Here is a 15717-nt window from a genome sequence, read left to right as displayed (position 1 = left end):
CCTATCTATTGCATTCGATCGACAATGCGATATTGCACCGCTTCAGCCACGTGGCCCGGTTCAATCGTTTCGCTTTGTTCTAAATCCGCGATCGTTCGGGCCACTTTCAGGATCCGATCGGTCGCCCTTGCCGATAATCCTAACCGTCGAATTGCGTTTTCTAATAGCGATCGGGTCTGATCCGTCAGGGCGCACCAGCGGCGAATCTGGCGACTTTGCATTTCCGCATTGCACTGCACGGGCGATTGCGATTCCTCTTGGGCAAAGCGAGACTGGGCTACCTGCCGCGCTGCCAGCACCCGATCGCGCACGGCCGCCGAGGGTTCCCCACCGCTCGATCGAGTCACCTCTTCCGGTTGCAGCCGATTCACCACCACCTGTAAATCAATCCGATCCATCAGCGGCCCCGACAGCTTGGCCCAATAGCGTTGGCGCTGCATGGGCGAGCAGGTACAGGCCTGCACTGAATCACCGTAATAGCCACAGGGACAAGGGTTGGTACTAGCCACCAGCGTAAACCGCGCCGGAAACCTCACCGTTTGCCGGGCCCGGGAAATGGTCACGCAGCCTTCTTCGAGGGGTTGGCGCAAAAACTCCAGCACGTCCCGCTTAAATTCCGTTAGCTCATCCAAAAACAACACCCCTCGATGGGACAGGGAAATTTCTCCCGGTCGCGGAAAGCTGCCACCACCCACTAGCGAGGGGCCAGAGGCGGAATGGTGCGGACTGCGAAAGGGGCGATCGCGCACCAAGGTTCCCCGCTCCTTCAGCAAGCCAGCCACCGAATGAATTCGCGTCACTTCCAGGGCCTCCGCAAAAGTCAACCGGGGCAAGATACCCGGCAACCGCTGAGCCAGCATGGTTTTGCCACTTCCTGGCGGCCCCACAAAAATCAGGTTGTGGCCACCAGCGGCAGCAATTTCCAACGCACGCCGGGCCTGGGTTTGACCCTTCACATCGGTCAAGTCCAACAACGCCAAGGGATCGGGCGATCGCCCTTCCTGGGGCGGTTGATGCGGCGCGATCGTTTGCGGTTGGTTCAAAAACCGCGCCACCTCCGACAAATGCTCGAACCCATAAACCTTTAGCTCCCGCACGATCGCCGCTTCGTCCGCATTGGCCGCCGGCAACACCAAGCCCACAATGCCCAACTGAGCCGCCGCCGCCGCGATCGCCAACACACCCGTCACCGGCCGCAAGGCTCCATCCAGCGCCACTTCTCCCATAAACAAGTGATCCCCCAACAGGGCTGCGCTCACTTGTCCAGAGGCGGCCAAAATTCCCACCCCGATCGCCAGGTCAAAACTCGGCCCCTCTTTCCGCAAATCGGCCGGAGCCAAATTCACAACGATTTTGCGCATGGGATAGGCAAATCCGGCATTTTTCAGGGCTGCTTTCACCCGTTCGCGAGATTCTTGCACCGCCGTATCCGGTAGCCCCACGATCGCAATTCCCGGCATCCCATTGGAGACATCCACCTCCACCCCCACCTTCACCGGGTCGATGCCCACCAAGGCCGCACTCCATACTCGGGCTAACATCGATTCCCGATCGCCTCACATTTTTGTGCAAAATCCAGGCTTTAGTGTATCAGCAGCAACGGCCTCTCGCGAAATGACCTAATTCACTTGTTGGTTAATGGCGAGCAGGTTTCTATATCCAAACACTCAAAGAGACTTTACTGAATAACCCCAATTTGGTGCATTTATTGGCTGACTTAATTATTGATTGAAATTATTAATTAAAATGATGGATTTTCATTTTGATTTTTATTGATAAATTTTACTAAACCAAGTTATTAATCGAATAAAGAAATAACCCGGCGAATGAACTAATCATTACTCAATGATGATTTACTGGTTGCAATCATAGGTCAGTAAGTCAGTAATCAAGAATTTTTTCGGGTATCAAAACGCACCCAGTATTAATATTTCTTGACACAATCGAATTGAACTGATGGCCACAGGAATTCACTGGATTGATTCCTTCAGCACCGCCCCCTTGATGGACGGAATCTTTCGCCATTTCCAGGAACTTGGATTACCGTAAAGCGAAGCCGCAATCTTTCCTGTGGCAGTTTCACTCCCGTCCTGGGCCACAGATCCGAATCCCTCATCCTTGAGCTTTGAACGCCCGAGTCATCTTGGTGATCGCGAATCAGTTCCTATGGTCAGCTCAGAAATTCCACTGACACAAGTTTCATCTCAGTCCCTACCCTTGCCCGTGCGCCGTAAGTTTCGCCTCCGTACCACCCTGGTTTTGCCCTTTTTAGTCGAGTTAGTAACCGCCGTGGGGTTGGTGGGTTGGCTGTCGTTTCGGAGCGGCCAGGAAGCAGTGCGAGATTTGGCCAGTCAATTGCGCAACGAAGTGACGGCCAGGGTGAGCGATCGGGTGCGGTCGTATGTGGAAACTCCCCAGTTGGTGAATCAGGTGAATCGCGATGCGATCGAGCTGGGAATTATTGATTTACAAAAAATTGCCGAAGCACGCACCTATTTTTGGCGACAAACGATCACCTACAAAAACGTTGGCTATGTGGGGTTTGCCAATCAACAGGGACAATATCTGCGGGTGGGTTGGATCAATCGCCTTTCCGCAACCGAAACGCCTCAAATTGCCGAACAGCTCGTTCCTGGTGGCGGCAACTTAAATTATTACGAAATTGACAATAAAGGACAACGAGCCAAGTTAGCTAAAAGTGTGCCTAATTATGACGTGCGCAAGCGACCCTTTTATGAAGTGGCTTTCAAGGCCGGGAAACCCACTTGGAGCAAAATTTATCTTAACTTTGGGAATCCTCTGCTGCAAATTAATGCCAGTTTGCCCATTTATGATCGCAATGGACAACCTGCAGGCATCTTAACCAGCCAATTTGGCACGGATCAGATTCGTGGCTTTTTGCAGACCTTAAAAGTTGGCAAAACGGGGCAGGTTTTTATTGTTGAACCCAGCGGCGAACTGGTGGCCACTTCCTTAAAAGATCAGCCCCTTTGGGTTGAGCAGTCCCAAAAAGCCAAAAAAGAACTACAACGAGTCCATGCGCTCCAAAGTAACAATCAGCTTTTGCGATCGAGCGCTGAATTCTTATATGGTCAATTTGATCAACTCTCGAATATTCATCGCAATCATCAGTTTGAATTTTGGCTGAACAATGAACGTCAATTTCTGCAAATTTCGCCCTTCAAGGATGCCTATGGATTAAATTGGCTAATTGTGGTGGTGGTTCCCGAGTCGGACTTCATGGCCAAAATCAACGAAAACACCAGAAACACGATCGCCCTTTGCTTTTTAGCGCTTTTAGTTTCGGTTCCAATTGGAATTTTAACAGCCCGTTGGATTACTCAGCCTATTTGTCGAATTGCCCAAGCCTCGGGGGAAATGGCCAAGGGTAATTTAGATCAAACCGTTGCCAGCAGCCCAATCATTGAAGTCGATCGCCTGGCAGATGCTTTCAACAGCATGGCTACCCAACTTCAGCAATCCTTTGAAGAATTGGAGCAGCGAGTGGAGCGGCGCACCGCCGAACTGCGCAAGGAAAAAGAGCGATCGGAATTATTATTACTGAATATTTTGCCCAGTCGGGTGGCAGATCAGCTCAAGGATTCCAACGAATCACCAGCGGAACAATTTGAAGAAGCAACGATTCTTTTTGCCGATATTGTGGGATTTACTTCCTTGGCTGCGCAACTGGAGCCTCTGGAATTAATTAATTGCTTAAATCAAGTTTTTTCCACCTTTGATCGGCTTGCGGAAAAGCACCATCTCGAAAAAATTAAGACAATTGGGGATGCTTACATGGTGGTGGGGGGCGTGCCGGTTCCCCAAGAAAACCATGCGGAATCCGTGGCTGATATGGCCTTGGAAATGCGATCGAGTATGGCCCATGCACTGGGGCCCTTGGGTGAACGGTTGGAAATCCGGATTGGCATCAACACAGGCCCAGTGATTGCCGGTGTGATTGGCACGAAAAAGTTCATCTACGATCTATGGGGCGATGCGGTTAACATTGCTTCGCGGATGGAGTCCCATGGGGTTCCTGGTTCGATTCAAGTCACTGATTCCACCTATGAACGGCTGAAGGATCGCTATCACTTTGAAGAACGGGGTTCAATTCACATCAAAGGCCGTGGTGAAATGAATACCTATTGGCTGCTGGACAAGCGATCGACCCTGTAGCCCTTCTTCAGCCCTTTTGGTTCCTGGGGCAGTACTTTGGGGTTGGGTTTCGGATCTGATTTTTTGAGGTGCATTGCTGAAGTTCCGGACTGAGATTTTCCAGGTGGAAATTTTCCAGACCGGAATTATTAGAGGCCGCTGGAAAAGTATCGTTCAGGACTTGATCAGCAATTGCCCAGCTCCAATGGTTGTGGGGGCAAGGGGCTTTTAGGGCCTGTCGTCAAATTGCCTGAAACCCTGATGAACTCGTTCTTCAAACCAATCAGTCGTAGGGGCAGGGTTTCCCTGCCCAGTTCCCGTGATCCTTGGGTGTTCCCAGGGGGGGGACAGGGTTGCCGCGATCGCCTGGGTTAGGGTTGGGAGACCCAACCCCTACGATGATGGGAATGACGACAGACCCTAAGCTCCTTGTTTTCGTCGATCGCTGGGGCCAGTTCTGGGTATCAATTTTGGCTTTTCAGACATTCTCTGATTCGGTTGAGATTCCTCGTTGACGTTTTTGGGCTAAAGGCAATGACCGATCGATTGGGACTGGCGGTATTTGGGGCGGGCCGGTGGGGAACACACCTCATTCGCAATTTTTTGGAGCATCCCCGATCGCACCTGAAGGCCGTGGTGGAAACCAATCCAGACCTGCTAGCCGCCGTGGGCGATCGATTTGCCAGCTATCCCGGTTGGGCCGAGGTGCAACGGGTCAGTGATAGCCGATCGATCTGGGGCAATCCGGACATTGGGGCTGTGGTGATTGCCACGCCGGCCGCCAGCCATTTTGAACTGGTGCGATCGGCGCTGTTGGCGGGCAAGCATGTGCTGGTGGAAAAGCCCCTAACCCTGGATGTGGCTGAGTGCGAGGATTTGTGTACCTTGGCGCAACGGGTCGATCGTCGGCTGATGGTTGACCATACCTATCTTTTTCATCCGGCGGTGGAAGCGGGGGCCAAAGCCCTGCAATCGGGCGCGATCGGCGATCGGCGCTATGGCTATGCGGCTCGCACCCACTTGGGTCCCGTGCGTCAGGATGTGGATGTGTTGTGGGACTTGGCCATTCACGACATTGCCATCTTTAACCATTGGCTTCAGTCAACCCCGATCGCCCTGCAAGCCAAGGGGCAAACCTGGTTACAACGGGGGCGCGGAGCTGGGCTTGAGGTGACCGATCGCCCCAGTCCTGCGGCGGGTTTGGCGGATTTGGTTTGGCTCACCCTTTACTATCCTGAGCAGTTCACCGCCACGATCCATCTGGCTTGGCACAATCCCGATCGGGCCCGGCGCTTGGCCCTGGTCGGAACCCGAGGCACATTGGTTTTTGATGAAATGAACGCCCGATCGCCCCTGACCCTGTGGGCGGGATCTTTGGAACAATCTGGCAGCCAATGGCTTCCTTGCAACCAATCGGAGCAGTCGATCGAGTTGGCGAGCGGTGAACCCCTTGGGCGGGTTTGCGATCAATTCCTGGCCGGCGTTTTGGACGGCGCACCGCTCGATCGCTCCGATGGTTCCATCGGCACGGCCCTGGTGCGGTTGTTGGCGGCCGCTTCCCGATCGTTAGCCCGTCAAGGGGAACTGGTTTGGGTTGCTTAAGGCGATTCCAACCGAACGATCCCAATAGCGCCCCCAACGGCGCTCCCAATTCCGGCAGCGGGTTTCGGTCACCGGCTGCTGGCCCCCAAGTCAAGGGGCAACTTGCGCAAATTCGCATTGCCCGTTTGGCCCTTCGGTGGGACACTGAGACTCGATCGAATTTCAGGACGACTTTTAGGACGACCCACGGCGATCATGCGAATTCTGTTCTTGCATCCCAACTTCCCCGCACAGTTTCGCCACGTCGCGGCGGCCCTCGGGCGCGATCCCGAAAACCAAGTGGTTTTTGGCACGAAAAACGAAAACCCCGAGTGGCAAATTGCCGGCGTTCAAAAAGTATTGTTCAAGCCCAGCCGCGACCCCGCCCCTGGAACCCATCACTACATCCGCCCCTTCGAGGCCGCCGTGCTTCAGGGGCAATCCATGTTCCGGGTGGCCGACGCGCTGAAGTCCAATGGGTTTGTGCCCGATGTGGTCTATGGCCACTCCGGTTGGGGATCCACCCTGTTCATGAAGGATGCCTTCCCGGACACCAAGTTCTTGGGCTATTTCGAGTGGTTTTACAAATCCAAGGGAGCCGATGCGGATTTTGATCCGGCGGAACCCTTGTCCGTGGACGATCAGGCCCGAATTCGGATTAAAAATGCGTCGATTTTGCAGGATCTCTACACCTGCGATCGGGGAATTTGCCCCACGGCCTGGCAGCGATCGCAATTCCCCGCTGAATACCAATCCAAGCTGCATGTGCTGCACGATGGCGTAGACACCGATTTCTTTGTGCCCGAGCCGAACGCCAAGCTCGTGCTGCCGAATCTAGATCTGTCCCATGTGGATGAAATCGTTACCTACGTGGGTCGGGGCATGGAACCCTATCGCGGTTTCCCCGAGTTCATGGAATCGTTGGTTTATCTGCAAGAGAAGCGCCCCAACTGCCATGTGGTGATTGTGGGGAGCGATCGGGTTTGCTATGGCCGCGCCCTGCCCGATGGCAAAACCTATAAACAACTGATGTTGGAACGGTTGCCCCTGGATCTGTCGCGGATCCACTTTGTTGGCTCCTTGCCCTATGGCCTGTACCTGAAGGTACTGCAAGCCTCGAAGGCTCACATTTACCTCACGCGGCCCTTTGTGCTCTCCTGGTCGATGATTGAATCCATGTCGGCCGGTTGCTTGGTGGTGGGTTCGGCCACTGCGCCCGTGCAGGAAGTGATTCGCGACGGGGAAAACGGCCTGCTAGCCGATTTCTTCTCGCCTAAGCAAATTGCCGATCGGGTGTCGGAAGTGCTGGATCACCCGACTCAGATGGCCCACATTCGCCAAGCGGCCCGCAACACCGTTCTGGAGCGTTATTCACACCAAGCGCTCCTTTGGCGACATGTGCAGTTCCTGAAGGATTTCGCGGCCGATCGCCTGCCGCCGATTCAATATCCTCCCGCCAGTACCTTGGTGGATTACTACAACGAACCCAGTCGCGAGCCGGCCACGGTGGTCTAGGGATCTTCAACCCCTGTCAGCCGGGCTGAGCACTGGAGGGCCCAAGCGGGCGGGGGTTAATCAGCGGTCGTGATTCTGGCCAATTTTTTCCCTCCAACTTGCGCGTTTTGCCAACTTCGCCTCCCTCTGCCCTGGATTTTGTCATGGATGATGCTGCTGTTTCTCAGGCCCTTACGCGGGCGATCCAACTGCTGCGATCGGGTCAGCTCGAACAATCGGGCCTGATTTACAAAAAAATCCTGGAGCACCATCCCAACCACCCGGAGGCGCTGCACTGGTTCGGGGCGATCGCCTATCAGATGGGCGAAATGGCGATCGCGGTGGAATATGTGGAAAAAGCCCTCACCCTCACCCCCAATGATCCGGCGGTGTTGAACACCTCGGGGCTAATTTGCCATGCGATCGGCAGTTGGGATCAGGCGCTTCAGTATTACACCAAGGCCCAAAAGATCAAGCCCGACAGTCCGGAGGTGTTGGATAACCTGCGGGCCTTGGTGGCGGATCTGTTGCCGGCCTACAGCCAATATGCCCAGTGGCATTACTTGGCGGGTAGTTTCGATCGCGTGGCCGAAATTGAGCTGGTGTCGGGCAACCTGCTGTTGGAAATTGGCGACTTGGCTGGCGCTGAACAACACTATCGTCGGGGTTTGGCCGTGCGCCCAACCCTCTGGGGCATTGAAGCTCCCGCCGCCGTGATCCAGGCCGATCGCGCCGGCCAGCCCGTTCCCCCCAAAGCCAGCCAAACCACCTGTGATTTGGGACGCGAAGCCGACCTGCGCACCATGGCGATCGCGGTTCCCTTTGCCCAGTTGTTGGAGCGGCTGGGGGCATTGCTGTTCGATCGGGGCGAATTGGACGCGGCCCATGAGCTGGTGACCGAAGCCCTCGCAATCCAAAATGCCTTCCCGGAAGCCCACAAGCTGCTGGGCAACATCATGCTCGGCCGCGGCAACTACCAAGAAGCCGCCAACGCTTACCAAACCGCTGTGCAGTTGAACCCCAACTACGCGGAAGCTTGGTCAAACCTGGGCAGCATTCTGCTTGGCAAGCGGCAAACGGACGAGGCGATCCAATGTTTTCAGCGGGCTATTCAGGCCAATCCGCAAATGGCCCAAGCCTACTGGAGCATGGGTTGCACCTTTGAAGCGGCCGACAAAAAGGAAGAGGCCGTTCAGTGCTGGCAACAGGCCCTGGCGGTGGATCCGAAAGTGCAAGGGATTCAGGGCTACATCCGAATTGCCCAAACCCTGGTCGGCATGGGCAAGCGCCCGGAAGGGTTTGAATGGTATGAGCGGGCGATTCACTTCGATCGCAAGCACTTGGATGCCCATTGGGACTTGATGGAACATCTGCTGTTCTGGGGATATTTGCCCCAAGCCCGCCAAGTGGCCGATCGCTGTTGGCGCACCTTCAATGAACCGGGCAGCAGCCCCCGAGAGCGCGTTCTCGCGGGCATCATCTCGACCAAAGCCTTTTGTTTCATTGGATTAGGCCATGTGGCCCGTCAGCGGTTCCTGGAAATCGAAAGCGAGTTTGTTCAGGTCATTGACCAGCTTTCTCCCTTCGACATCACGAAGCTTTACGGGAACGTGCTGTTTGATATGCCACACTTGCGGGACGATGTGGCGGCCAACACCAGGGTGGCCAACGCCCTGGCGGAGGCCTATCGCAAGCTGGTGGAAAATGCCTTTAAAGACCACCAGGCCGCCAACAGCCCCCTGTATGCCATGCCCACGGCGCGATCGCACCGCACGTCCGATCGGTTGCGCATTGGGTTCATGTCTCGCCACTATCGCCGCCATTCCGTGGGGTGGTGCAGCGGCGAAATCCTCACCGCCCTCAAGGAACATACGCCGCACCTGTTCCTCTACGTCACGGGTGACATGCCCAAGGACGATCGAACCAAGGTGTTTGAAGGCTTGGCCGAAAAGTTCTACATGCCCGGTGAGGAAGGATTCCCCGATGCCAACGCCCCCACCATCATTCGCCGGGCCCGAGAAGACAATCTCGATATTCTGTTTGACCTCGATTCGATCACGATTCTGCCCCACGCGGAAGTGCTCTACCACCGGCCCGCGCCCGTTTGCCTCACCTGGCTGGGCTATGACGCGCCCCACATTTGCCCCGATAACTACAACCTAGTGGACTGGAACACCCATCCGGCCGGCGTTGAGCACTACTACATCGAAAAGCTAGTGCGGATGTCGGGTTCCTTTGCGGCCCTGTCCTATCTGCCCAGCGTGCCGACCGATCGGGCCAAACAGCGCCAAGCGTTCCGGATTGATCCTAACCAAACCATCTTCCTCAGCGTGCCCACGGGACAAAAAGTCAGCATGGAAATGCTGCAAGCCCAAGTCCATGTGCTGCGCTATGTGCCCGATAGCATTTTGTTCTTCAAATCGCGAATTGGGGATTTGGAACTGATGCTGAGTCTCTATCACGAGGAATGCCGCCGCCAGGGCGTGAACCCCAATCGGGTGCGGATGTTGCCCCGCACCGCCAGCGAGGAAGAACACCGGGCCGTGTATCAAATCACTGATGTGTTGTTGGATTCCTATCCCTATAGCGGCGCAACCCACAACCTGGAAGCCCTTTACTTCAACCAACCGATCGTGACCAGGGTGGGCGAGCAGTCCTTCTCTCGCTTGGGCTATTCCCTGATGCGGGCGGCGGGCCTCGACCAGGAAGGCATGGCCTGGACTTGGGATGAATATATTGAGTGGGGGGTGCGTTTAGGGCGCGATCGGGAGTTGTGCAATGCAGTGCGCCACAAGTTGCAACAGGCTAAAAATCCGGCCAATCCTGCCCCACTTTGGAACCCCAAGGGTTTTGCAGCGGAAATGTACGGAATTTTGCAAGATTTACGCAGCAAGGCGGAGTTTAGCCAAGCTTAAGGGGGTATTCTGCGGCTCTTTTGCTCCTTTGCCCGCTTGCTGTTCTGAATTCTGGCCATTCAAAAGACGCATTACTCAACATTACTCAACATTACTCAAAAGGTGCGTTCAGGCAGCGGCTAACCAATTGGTGAATTTTGTCAAAGGCAAAATCGTAAATTAGTTGGCCCAAATAATTAGACAACGGGGCCTGTTCCTCGGGAATGGTCTGGAGTAATTCGCGCATGGAATCTTCAGCGCAAAGGGCTGCGGCATGTTGTAACTGCATGAGCCAATCGCGGGGCATTTTGGCTAGGCATTCTTGGGCCCGTTGGTGATGTTGAAAACCCGGGAGCGCATTGACGCGATCGCCCAATTGATCGGGTAAGGAATCCATGAAATAGTCGGAAAAGTGATCCGGCCGTTGATTCAGCCGTTGATTTAATGGATCTATTGGATTGAATGGATCTCGACTATCCAAAGCACCATTTAAGGACGCAACCAATTCCGGTGAATGAGCCGGTTTTGTCAATGAAAAATCAGATTGATCCCTAGGAGCGTGATGTGGTGGATCCGAGGAGCGATCGGCTTGCTGACAGTAATAGTCCAGTTTTTGGATCAGGATTTGATCGGAAATCGGCTTGCTTAAGTAGTCATCACAGCCGACCGCGATCGCCTGATTCCGATCTTCCACCAACGCCTGGGCCGTGAGGGCCAAAATTACTGTCGATCGCGAAGACTCCAACGCCCGAATTCGTTGAGTTGCCTGATAACCATCGCAACCGGGCATTCTTAAATCCATCAAAATTAAATGCGGATGCCAATCTTGCCACCGCTGCACCGCATCAGTCCCGTCCATGGCTTCCTGCACCGCAAACCCCAATTGAGTCAGCAATTGCACTAACAACAGGCGATTATCTGGGCGATCGTCCACAACCAAAATGCGATAGCGCGATCGAATGGCTGCCAAACCGATCGCTGGTAATTCTGCTGGGCGGCTCGCCAGAGAATCAGTCACAGTTTCCGATTCCCGGTGATTCAGCCTTGACGGAGACAACATTCTAGAATCCAGGCGATCGCCCCAGAAGGATGCGGGCGATCGAGCTGATTCAGAAATTGTTGTTTGGTTTTGAGGCGGCACCCAAGGCTGATGTTCAGACTTTTTCCCAGGCGATCGGCCGGTACGGAGCGGCAAGGTAAACATAAACGTGCTCCCCAAACCAACGGCGCTTTCCACCGTCAACACTCCACCCATCAACTGCACCAACTGTTGGCTAATTGTTAAGCCTAAACCAGTGCCTTCCGAGCTTTTTTTGCCAGCTGCCGATTGGGAAAAAGCATCAAAAATCGCTTTTAAATCCTCAGATTCAATCCCTACGCCCGTATCGATCACCTGAAACTGAAGATAGTCATGATTACAAAACTGCCCTTTATAGGTCTCGTTTTGACATTGCTGAAACGTTGCAGCCCTGAAATCTGGATTTTCGGTCAACATTGGGTTGCAAGCGCCAGAATTAACCTGCGATCGCCCCTCTGCCAAAGATGGATAGGGATAGACCTGAAAGGTATTAACAATTAGGGTTGAAATTAAATCAACTCGAATCGCGATCGATCCTTGGGTGGTGAACTTAATCGCATTACCAACCAAGTTGAACAGGATTTGCTTCAGTTTTTTGGAATCTAAAATAATATATCGAGGAACTCTGTCGCCAATTTCCAAAATGAGTTGATTTTCTCGCTTAAGAGCCTGTTGTTGAAAAGCAATTTGCAAGGAATAGAGAATTTCATAAAGATCTACTTCTTCTTCGTCAAGGGTAAATTGACCCGCTTCAATTTTAGAAAGATCCAAAATATCATTAATGAGCATTAATAAATGAGTGCCACTATTCTGAATTAAATTCATATATTCGCGATGGCTTTCTGATAAATGAATATCGCGGTTAATGAGTTGCGAAAATCCCAAAATAATATTTAAAGGTGTTCTGAGTTCATGGCTCATATTTGCCAGAAATAGACTTTTTGCCCGATTAGCCGCCTCAGCCTTATCCTTTGCTTCCTGAAGTTGCAGTTCGGCCAGCTTGCGATCGGTAATGTCGCGAGCTGCCGCATAAATCACCGAGTTAACCGGCACGGAGCGCCATTCAATCCAACGATAGGAACCGTCTTGGCAACGATAACGGTTCACAAATCCATGAAGTTCCTTTTGATTAACCAGCTCATTCAAAGCCAGCATGGTTTCTTCAACATCATCTGGATGAACATAGTCCATAAACCGCGATCCCTCTAATTCTTCTAAGGGATAGCCCAGAATTTTAGACCACTGTAAATTCAAGCGTTGGAAGCGCCCGCTAATATCCGCAATACAAAGTAAATCCAGTGCCACAGAAAAGAACTGATCGAGTTCTTCCGTTGTTTTAGCCAAGGCATTGGCGATCGCCTTTTGATCTGTAATATCTTGAACAACCCCATGCCAAACGATTTCTCGATTCCCACGCAGCTCTGGACGTGAATTGGCTTGCAACCACTTAACCTTGCCGGAAGGTGTAATAATTCTCCATTCATGGCGGAAGTTTTGTAGATTTCGGCTTGACCATTCCACAGCCTGAATATAGCCTTCTTGGTCATCTGGGTGAATTTGATTAAAAGTAATCATAGGATCTTGGATCGCCGCACTGAGAGGAACTTCATGGATTTCCTCAAAAGCAGCACTGAGATATTCATACTCCACCGGTTTTCCCGGTTCTTCCACCACAGAATAGATCACCACGGGAGACACACTGGAAAGCCGCACCAGCCGACTTTCACTTTCATTTAAAGCATCTTGAGCAATCTTGCGATCGGTAATATCAATTGCAACGCCATACCAAGCAATTTCGCCATTTTCTCGCCGTTTTGGGCTGGCACTTCCCTGTAACCATTTCACTTTCCCCGATGGATTAATGACGCGCCATTCATGCTCAAAGGGTCGTAAGTTTTCAATGCTGCGTTCAACGGTTTGGTTATAAGCTGCTTGGTCATCAGGGTGGATGCGATCGAGCAGAATATTCGCATCCTGAAGAATCATCGCCACGGGAATTTCATGAATGGTTTCAGCCGCCCGACTGATGTGCTCAAAATAAAAGGAACCATCCAAGCGACGCACCAAAATATAGATATTAGCCGGTGAAGAATCGGAAATATCAAGAAATTTTGATTCACTTTGCTTCAGGGCAACCTCTGTTAGCTTGCGATCAGTGACATCGATAGCAGTAATCGTCACGTGCCAACAATCTCCCAACAAATCCCAAACGGCATTATTCGTTTGAGAAATCCACCGAACGCTCCTTTGGTGATCACAAATTCGATACTCATAGGTTCCTGTTCTTTCATGAAGAATATCTTCAATAATTTGATCTTGAATGTTTTGCAAATCTTCCGGCTCAATGTCTTGCATCCAGAGATTTTGATTAACTGATAGCTCTTCGCAGGTATAGCCAAATAAGGGTTCACAACCGGCAGAAACGCGATCAATTTTCCAGGTGTGATTCTTAAAAAAACGCAGACTCACAATTCCCGCGATCGCACTGTTCAAAATATCCTTGGCTTGGGCCTCCGATGTTTTTAGGGCCCGCTCTAGCTGCTTGCGCTCCGTGATATCTGCAATGATTCCGGTAACTTGAATAATTTCTTGCTGTGCATTCAGGATCGGTTTTCCTTTAATTTGAATGTAACGGGAATTGCCTTTGGCCGTAATAATTCGTAAATCAGCATCAAAAGCCCGATGAGCAATCACTAAATCAATGACACCTTGCTGAAATCGTTCTCGATAGGTCGAATGGATGAGGTTGATTAATTGCTGGGCTTTCAAGCCCCTGGCCGGTTTGTCAAATTCAAAAATTCGATAAATTTCCGGTGACCAGACGATCGCCCGCTTAGCCACATTCAGCTCCCAATGGCCCACATGGGCAATTCTTTGAGCTTCCAAGAGACGTGCTTGGCTTTTTTTAAGGGCAGTGGTCTTTTCTTCAACCTTCAACTGCAAGGTTTTTTCGTAATCGGCCTGGGCTTGTCGAGATTTTTTCAGCGCTTTCAGAACTTTTTGAATGGAAAGATTGATCAGATCGAATTCCAAAATCTGAACATTTTCAACTGGCTGTAAGTCTTGAGTATGGTGATCATGATTGAGAGCTTTGGTTGCCACTCGCAACCATTGGAGCGATCGACTAATTCGATAGCCAGTCCAAATTCCTGTGGCTACTGCTCCCAACAAAGCCAACAGGCAAAGCAAGATTGTGCGATAAATATTGCTATGAATTTGATCCATAAATGCCGACTGGGGCAGCACAATCACCGTGAACCAGTTCAGCTCGCCTCGGATAGGAATAATTTGTACAAAATAGTTTTGCTCTTGAATTTGAATTGTTAGCTTAAGCTTTGTTTGGATTTGCTCTAGGTTAATTTTGTTATTTCTAATAATTTGTGCCGTTTTTGAAATTAAACTATCCTTGCTTTGAGTGGCATCCAAGCGCCGATTATGGTGTTGAGTATTTTGGGCTAATATTTTTCGAGGACTGGCATCAAAGGGCAATTCATTGGCAGAGCTGGCTACCAACAGCCCGTTGGGTTCCATCACAAAAATTTGCCCTTGACCATTGGTGTTAATGGACTGGAGGAAGTCTCCAAATTGCTGTAAGTAAAAACTCGCTCCTAAAACTCCTTGAAACCGACCCGACTGGTCATAAAAAGGCACAGTCCGAATCAAGTGCAAGATGGGATTTTGCTTGCCCTTAGATAGACTAATTCCCATCGTCCAAAGACCAGCAGGGTTGCGTTTGGCCTTCAAGTACCAAGGATCGTGGGGGGGATCGCGATGGGGATAATAGTCACGACGAACTTCGAGCAAAACGCGCTGCTGACCCTGACGATTTGCCCAATAGCGGAGGAGCGATCGATCGGGCGAGGCAGCTTGCAACCGACGAATAATCAGCGCATTTGGATCCGGACGCTCAACGGCTAGAAAATCGCCCGCTTCATTAGACAGGGCTAAAGTACTCAGTTTAGGAAATAGCTTAAGCTGTTCAATAAAAAATGACTCAAGCTCGTCTAGATCTAAGCTATTCAAGTGACCTCTGCGGATCAAAAAAGCATTGTTTTGAGTTGTGATTTTAGGAATCGATAGGTAATGATCTAAATCCTGCTGAACTTGGTTTGCTTTATTATCTAGCAGCCGATCGACCAAAGATTCAACAGCATCGCTGCCACTGCGATAGGACAAATATCCCACCAAGCCCACCACGATTCCCACTTGCAGTACAAAGGGAACCGTAATGACGTAATTGAGGGGAAGTTTATGTGTTGCAATTCGCCGAGCCAGCCTTTTCAGATACCCGGGAAAACTAACCCGTTGTAGAGACCCAAAATTCATAAATACCCAAAATAAGACCCAGAGTCAGAAGGGGGGCGCTGGTGTCCCGGGAAATATCGCATGGGTCTAGCCAGCTTCTGCAAGAAGCTTTTGCAAGGAGCTTTTGCAGGAATTGATCCCACCATAACTCTGATAACAAGCAAAAGCGCTCTCCTTTTTTGCAAGGAAAGCGCCCTAATTTAGCGATGT

At 51.7% G+C, this 15717-nt stretch carries 7 protein-coding genes; 4 read left to right on the top strand and 3 right to left on the bottom strand.

Annotation, left to right across the window (positions count from 1 at the left end; genetic code table 11):
• Window positions 1-5 precede the first annotated feature (5 nt).
• The gene (locus VPK24_RS16155) at window positions 6-1541 is read right to left on the bottom strand and encodes a YifB family Mg chelatase-like AAA ATPase (RefSeq protein WP_393014876.1); all 1536 of its coding nucleotides are present in this window, start codon (window positions 1539-1541) and stop codon (window positions 6-8) included.
• A 682-nt stretch (window positions 1542-2223) separates the two neighbouring features.
• Here VPK24_RS16155 and VPK24_RS16150 point away from each other — a divergent pair.
• Window positions 2224-4176: an adenylate/guanylate cyclase domain-containing protein gene (locus tag VPK24_RS16150; RefSeq protein WP_393014874.1), complete on the top strand. Its 1953-nt coding sequence runs from the start codon at window positions 2224-2226 to the stop codon at window positions 4174-4176.
• Between the two features lie 513 nt (window positions 4177-4689).
• Window positions 4690-5757, top strand: coding sequence for a Gfo/Idh/MocA family protein (locus VPK24_RS16145; RefSeq protein WP_393014873.1), 1068 nt, complete (start codon window positions 4690-4692; stop codon window positions 5755-5757).
• Between the two features lie 68 nt (window positions 5758-5825).
• Here VPK24_RS16145 and VPK24_RS16140 read toward each other — a convergent pair whose 3' ends face one another.
• Window positions 5826-5954 (bottom strand): hypothetical protein, encoded by a 129-nt coding sequence (locus tag VPK24_RS16140; protein WP_393014871.1) that lies wholly within the window; start codon window positions 5952-5954, stop codon window positions 5826-5828.
• Here VPK24_RS16140 and VPK24_RS16135 point away from each other — a divergent pair.
• Together VPK24_RS16135 and VPK24_RS16130 are read left to right on the top strand one after the other, a co-directional pair.
• Complete coding sequence (locus tag VPK24_RS16135; protein WP_393014869.1) at window positions 5953-7251, top strand: glycosyltransferase family 4 protein; 1299 nt, start codon at window positions 5953-5955, stop codon at window positions 7249-7251. The two genes, VPK24_RS16140 and VPK24_RS16135, sit on opposite strands and share 2 nt — an antisense overlap.
• A 143-nt stretch (window positions 7252-7394) precedes the next feature.
• Window positions 7395-10145: a tetratricopeptide repeat protein gene (locus VPK24_RS16130; protein WP_393014867.1), complete on the top strand. Its 2751-nt coding sequence runs from the start codon at window positions 7395-7397 to the stop codon at window positions 10143-10145.
• Window positions 10146-10236: 91 nt separating this feature from the next.
• Here VPK24_RS16130 and VPK24_RS16125 read toward each other — a convergent pair whose 3' ends face one another.
• The gene (locus tag VPK24_RS16125; RefSeq protein ID WP_393014865.1) at window positions 10237-15528 is read right to left on the bottom strand and encodes a PAS domain-containing protein; all 5292 of its coding nucleotides are present in this window, start codon (window positions 15526-15528) and stop codon (window positions 10237-10239) included.
• Window positions 15529-15717 lie beyond the last annotated feature (189 nt).

Origin of the sequence: Limnothrix redekei LRLZ20PSL1 (assembly GCF_043235035.1) — a bacterium.
GTDB lineage: Bacteria > Cyanobacteriota > Cyanobacteriia > CACIAM-69d > CACIAM-69d > CACIAM-69d.
Note: the sequence above shows the minus strand (reverse complement) of the source record. Positions and strands in the feature narration are given on the sequence as shown.

Bases quoted from the DNA above. Each gene is read 5' to 3' on its own strand.
- VPK24_RS16155 (WP_393014876.1), bottom strand. From the start codon at position 1,541: ATGTTAGCCCGAGTATGGAGTGCGGCCTTGGTGGGCATCGACCCGGTG.
- VPK24_RS16145 (WP_393014873.1), top strand. From the start codon at position 4,690: ATGACCGATCGATTGGGACTGGCGGTATTTGGGGCGGGCCGGTGGGGA.
- VPK24_RS16135 (WP_393014869.1), top strand. From the start codon at position 5,953: ATGCGAATTCTGTTCTTGCATCCCAACTTCCCCGCACAGTTTCGCCAC.
- VPK24_RS16140 (WP_393014871.1), bottom strand. From the start codon at position 5,954: ATGATCGCCGTGGGTCGTCCTAAAAGTCGTCCTGAAATTCGATCGAGT.
- VPK24_RS16130 (WP_393014867.1), top strand. From the start codon at position 7,395: ATGGATGATGCTGCTGTTTCTCAGGCCCTTACGCGGGCGATCCAACTG.
- VPK24_RS16125 (WP_393014865.1), bottom strand. From the start codon at position 15,528: ATGAATTTTGGGTCTCTACAACGGGTTAGTTTTCCCGGGTATCTGAAA.